4 protein-coding genes are annotated in these 4,383 nt (G+C 44.5%); all 4 read right to left on the minus strand.

Annotated features, from left to right (window positions below):
• The coding region (locus JKY90_02925; GenBank protein MBL4851220.1) for a 5'/3'-nucleotidase SurE at positions 1 to 80 on the minus strand (80 nt) is incomplete at its 3' end.
• 122 nt (positions 81 to 202) lie between these two features.
• Entirely contained in the window at positions 203 to 1,648 is a 1,446-nt protein-coding gene (gene nuoN, locus JKY90_02930; GenBank protein ID MBL4851221.1) for an NADH-quinone oxidoreductase subunit NuoN, read from the minus strand.
• An 11-nt stretch (positions 1,649 to 1,659) separates the two neighbouring features.
• Positions 1,660 to 3,174: an NADH-quinone oxidoreductase subunit M gene (locus JKY90_02935; protein ID MBL4851222.1), complete on the minus strand. Its 1,515-nt coding sequence runs from the start codon at positions 3,172 to 3,174 to the stop codon at positions 1,660 to 1,662.
• A 12-nt stretch (positions 3,175 to 3,186) separates the two neighbouring features.
• Positions 3,187 to 4,347, minus strand: a complete 1,161-nt coding sequence (locus tag JKY90_02940; protein MBL4851223.1) for an NADH-quinone oxidoreductase subunit L — start codon at positions 4,345 to 4,347, stop codon at positions 3,187 to 3,189.
• Positions 4,348 to 4,383 lie beyond the last annotated feature (36 nt).

A 4,383-nucleotide genomic window follows, 5' to 3' on the forward strand; every position in this document is an offset into this window, starting at 1 on the left:
GCAACGCTACGCAGCGCGTCATAGAGTGCGATTAACCCTGGTGCCAGATAACCATCATCGTTACTTAAAAGAATTCGCATCAAGGTGCCTTATATCAAACACAACAATTCAGTGCTGACAACAATACGTTGTACCAACGTAATAGCTTAATGAGGTTGGTAGAGTAATATCTGAAAAACGTGAATCGAAAAAACTATCGACTCTAGGCTGCGATCGAGGCAACACACAATGCCATCAATGAACTTGGGTAGATACCTAACGCCAGTATCAATAAACTGTTAAAACTGAGCGCAATCTTCACATCAACCGGAGCAGCGATTTCTGGCACATGCTCGTCGGCGTCATCAAAGTAAGTAAATTTAATAATACGCAGGTAGTAAAAGGCACCAACAACAGAGAGTAGAACGGCAAGTATGGCTAACCATACCAGTTCAATACTGACCACGGCTTGCAACACTTGCAGCTTGGCCCAGAAACCAACGAAGGGTGGCACACCTGCCATCGACATCATGACGATCATTACCATAAAGGCGAACCAGGGGCTGCGTTTGTTCAGTCCTTTAAAATCAGAGATATTTTCAGCGTCATAACCAGCACGGCTTAACAAGATAACAAGACCGAAGCCAGCAGCGGTAGTAATAGCATAGACAATCGCATAAAACATGGACGCAGCATAGCCTTCAGCGGTCCCTGCCAAAACCCCAAGTAATAAAAACCCAACATGCGCTATGGTGGAATAACCTAGCATACGTTTGATATTAGTTTGCGCTATCGCCACAACATTACCAACAATAATAGACAGTACCGCCAAAATAATTAGCATATCTTGCCAATGCACATGCATACCTTGTGCACTATCAACTAGGATCCGCATTAACATGGCAAACGCAGCAATTTTAGGCGCGCTAGAGATAAACAAGGTTACTGCCGTTGGTGCACCCTGATAGACATCGGGTATCCACATATGAAACGGTACAGCACCAAGCTTAAAGGCAATGCCAACAACGAGGAAGACAACACCGAATTTAAGCACCACGCTATCACTGTCATTGGCTGCAATAAAGGCGGCAATTTCACCAATATCCAGCGTACCCGTGGCGCCGTATATCATCGACATACCGTAAAGCAGCATGCCTGATGCAATAGCACCCAGGACAAAATACTTCATTGCCGCTTCGGCAGAAAGGCTGGAGTCACGGTTAAAGGCAACCATGGCGTAAAGCGATAAAGACAGTAATTCAAGACCCAAATAAATAGTCAAATAACTGTGCGCCGATACCATGACCAACATGCCCAGCACAGCAAACAAACCGAGCACATAGAATTCACCACGATAAATACCGCGATCAACCAGGTATTGACGTGCGTATAAGAAAGCTAAAAAGCTCACTAAATAAATAAACAGTTTTAACACCAATGCCATCGGATCATTGATGTAGCTGCCATTAAAAGTTATTACGGTTTCGGTCATCGGTAGCGATAAGGTTAAATAGGCACCAATAAGCAAACTAAGCTGTGTTAGCACATAGGTAATGCCACGCTTGCTCGCCGGCAAATACACGTCGACCAATAACACCACGCAAGCCATAGTCAGCAGAAAGATCTCTGCCACAGCGGGTTGAAAATCAGGAGCAATGAAATCGGTCATTCAAGCTGGCCCTACAATTTGGACGTTACAATATGATGAAGAAAATGATCAACGGAGCTATGCATCACATCAACTAGAGGTGCTGGCCAAACGCCAAGCAATATTACTGCTAGCGCTAACACAGCTAACAACCAGAACTCACGACTGTTAACATCATTTAGCTTAGCAACATTGTCATTGGCAACATCGCCAAAAATCACACGTTTAACCATCCACAAGGTATAGGCAGCACCAAGAATGAGTGTCAACGCAGCAAGAAAAGCAATCCAAAAACTAACCTGGAAAGCACTAAGAATCACCATGAATTCGCCAACAAAACCTGATGTTCCTGGTAGGCCAGTATTAGCCAAGGCGAACAACACCATAAAACCCGCAAACACTGGCATGGTGTTAACAACGCCACCATAATCACTAATACGGCGTGAATGCATACGGTCATACATCACACCGACACAGAGAAACAAGGCACCGGAAATAAAGCCATGAGAAATCATTTGTACCATAGCGCCTTCGACACCGAGCGCTGCACCTGCAATATCGCCAGTTTGTCTGAAGATAGAAAAGACCACAAATAAACCCAGGGTCACAAAACCCATATGGGCGATAGAGGAATAAGCAATCAGTTTTTTCATGTCTTCTTGCGCCAGCGCAACCAGTGCAATATACACTATGGCAATCAACGATAACGTAATCACTAACCAATCAAACTCTGCCGCCGCGTCGGGTACAATGGGCAATAGAAAACGAATAAAGCCGTAAGCACCTAACTTCAACATGATGGCAGCCAAAATGATTGACCCCCCCGTTGGCGCTTCAACGTGCGCATCTGGCAACCAGGTATGCACTGGCCACATCGGCACTTTAACGGCGAATGCAATTAAAAAGGCAAAGAACATTAAGGTCTGTGCCGTCATACCAATAGATTGGGCATGAAAGTCGAGAATCGCAAAACTACCGGTTTCAAAATAAAGATATAAAATAGAGACGAGCAGTAGTACTGAACCCAGGAAGGTATACAAAAAGAATTTGATTGCCGCATAAACACGGCGTTGACCACCCCAAATACCAATGACAAGAAACATAGGTATCAGCATCGCTTCCCAAAACACATAGAATAAAACCGAGTCGAGCGAAGCAAAGACGCCGTTCATCAAGCCTTCCATAATCAAGAAGGCAGCCATGTATTGTGCAACGTGTTTCTTAATCACTTCCCAACCAGCAATCACCACAATGACGGTAAAGAAAGTGGTTAACAAAATTAGCGGCATCGAAAAGCCATCGATACCTAATGAATAATTAACATTAAATGAGGGGATCCACGCAGCAAATTCTGTGAACTGCATTTGCGGTGTTGCAACATCAAACCCACTATATAAGAGAATCGATATCAGGAAAGTGGCAACAGAAAATGCCAAAGCAAGTAGGCGCTGTAATCCCACTTCACCGCGACTAGCGAACAGCACCACGACACCGCCAATAATTGGCAGCCAAATCACTAGACTCAAAAGCGGTAGACTATCAAACATGCTTCATAAGTCCTATGGTCTCAACACAAACCAGCCAATCAAGACTAGTAGTCCAATAATCATGGCGAAGGCGTAGTGATAGAGAAAACCAGTTTGCAAACGCCTAGCAACATCCGCAAAACGAGCGACACTGTTTGCCATGCCATTTACCATAATGCCATCAATAAGCTTGGCGTCACCAACTGATGAAAAGCTTTTCCCTAGCCACTGACTACCCCTGACAAAAACTGCGTAATACAAACGATCGATGCCATAAGCGTCGTCGAGAATGCGATGCAACCCAGAGAACCTATCTTTGATCATGCCAGGTATTTCCGGTTTAACAATATAGAACAACCAAGCAAGCACAATCGCTGCTATCACTAACCAGAAGGGTAAAGTCATAATGCCGTGAGTTAAAAAGTGCCAAGGATCACCACCATGCATTTCTTTGGCGATAGCCAAACCGTTGTGCTGATCAAATACAACAATAGAATTGCCGAAATAATCGCCAAACGGCATACCTGACAATGCTAACCAACCGACAAACACTGACGGTATCGCTAATAGAATCAACGGTACGGTAATAACCTTTGGACTTTCCTTAACCTGACTTAGCGTATGTTCATCCATGCGTGACTTGCCGTGGAAGGTTAAAAACAACAATCGCATGGTGTAAAATGCGGTAATGAATACGCCAGCAATGACAGCAAAATAAGCGAAGCCTGAACCTGCAATCGTCGATGCGCCAACCGCTTCAATAATACTGTCTTTTGAAAAGAATCCAGAAAACGGTGGAATACCCATCAATGCCAAAGAACCAATCAAAGCGGTCCAATAAGTGATCGGCATGTATTGTCGTAAGCCACCCATCTTGCGTATATCTTGCTCGTGGTGCATTGCCATAATGACCGAGCCTGCTGCCAAGAATAATAAGGCCTTGAAAAAGGCATGGGTCATTAAGTGAAACATGGCCGCAGAATAGGCAGAGGCACCTAAAGCAACCGTCATATAACCCAATTGCGATAACGTTGAGTAAGCAATAATGCGTTTAATGTCATTTTGAATCAAGCCAAGAAATGCCATAAACAAGGCGGTGATCGCACCGATCACCAGGACCACACTCAATGCAGTCTCTGACCATTCAAACAATGGCGACATGCGTGAGACCATAAAAATACCGGCCATGGTGATAGGGTGCGTTGGTGATGGGCAATGTCAAACCTAAAA

It is taken from the genome of Gammaproteobacteria bacterium (genome assembly GCA_016765075.1).
Classification (GTDB): domain Bacteria; phylum Pseudomonadota; class Gammaproteobacteria.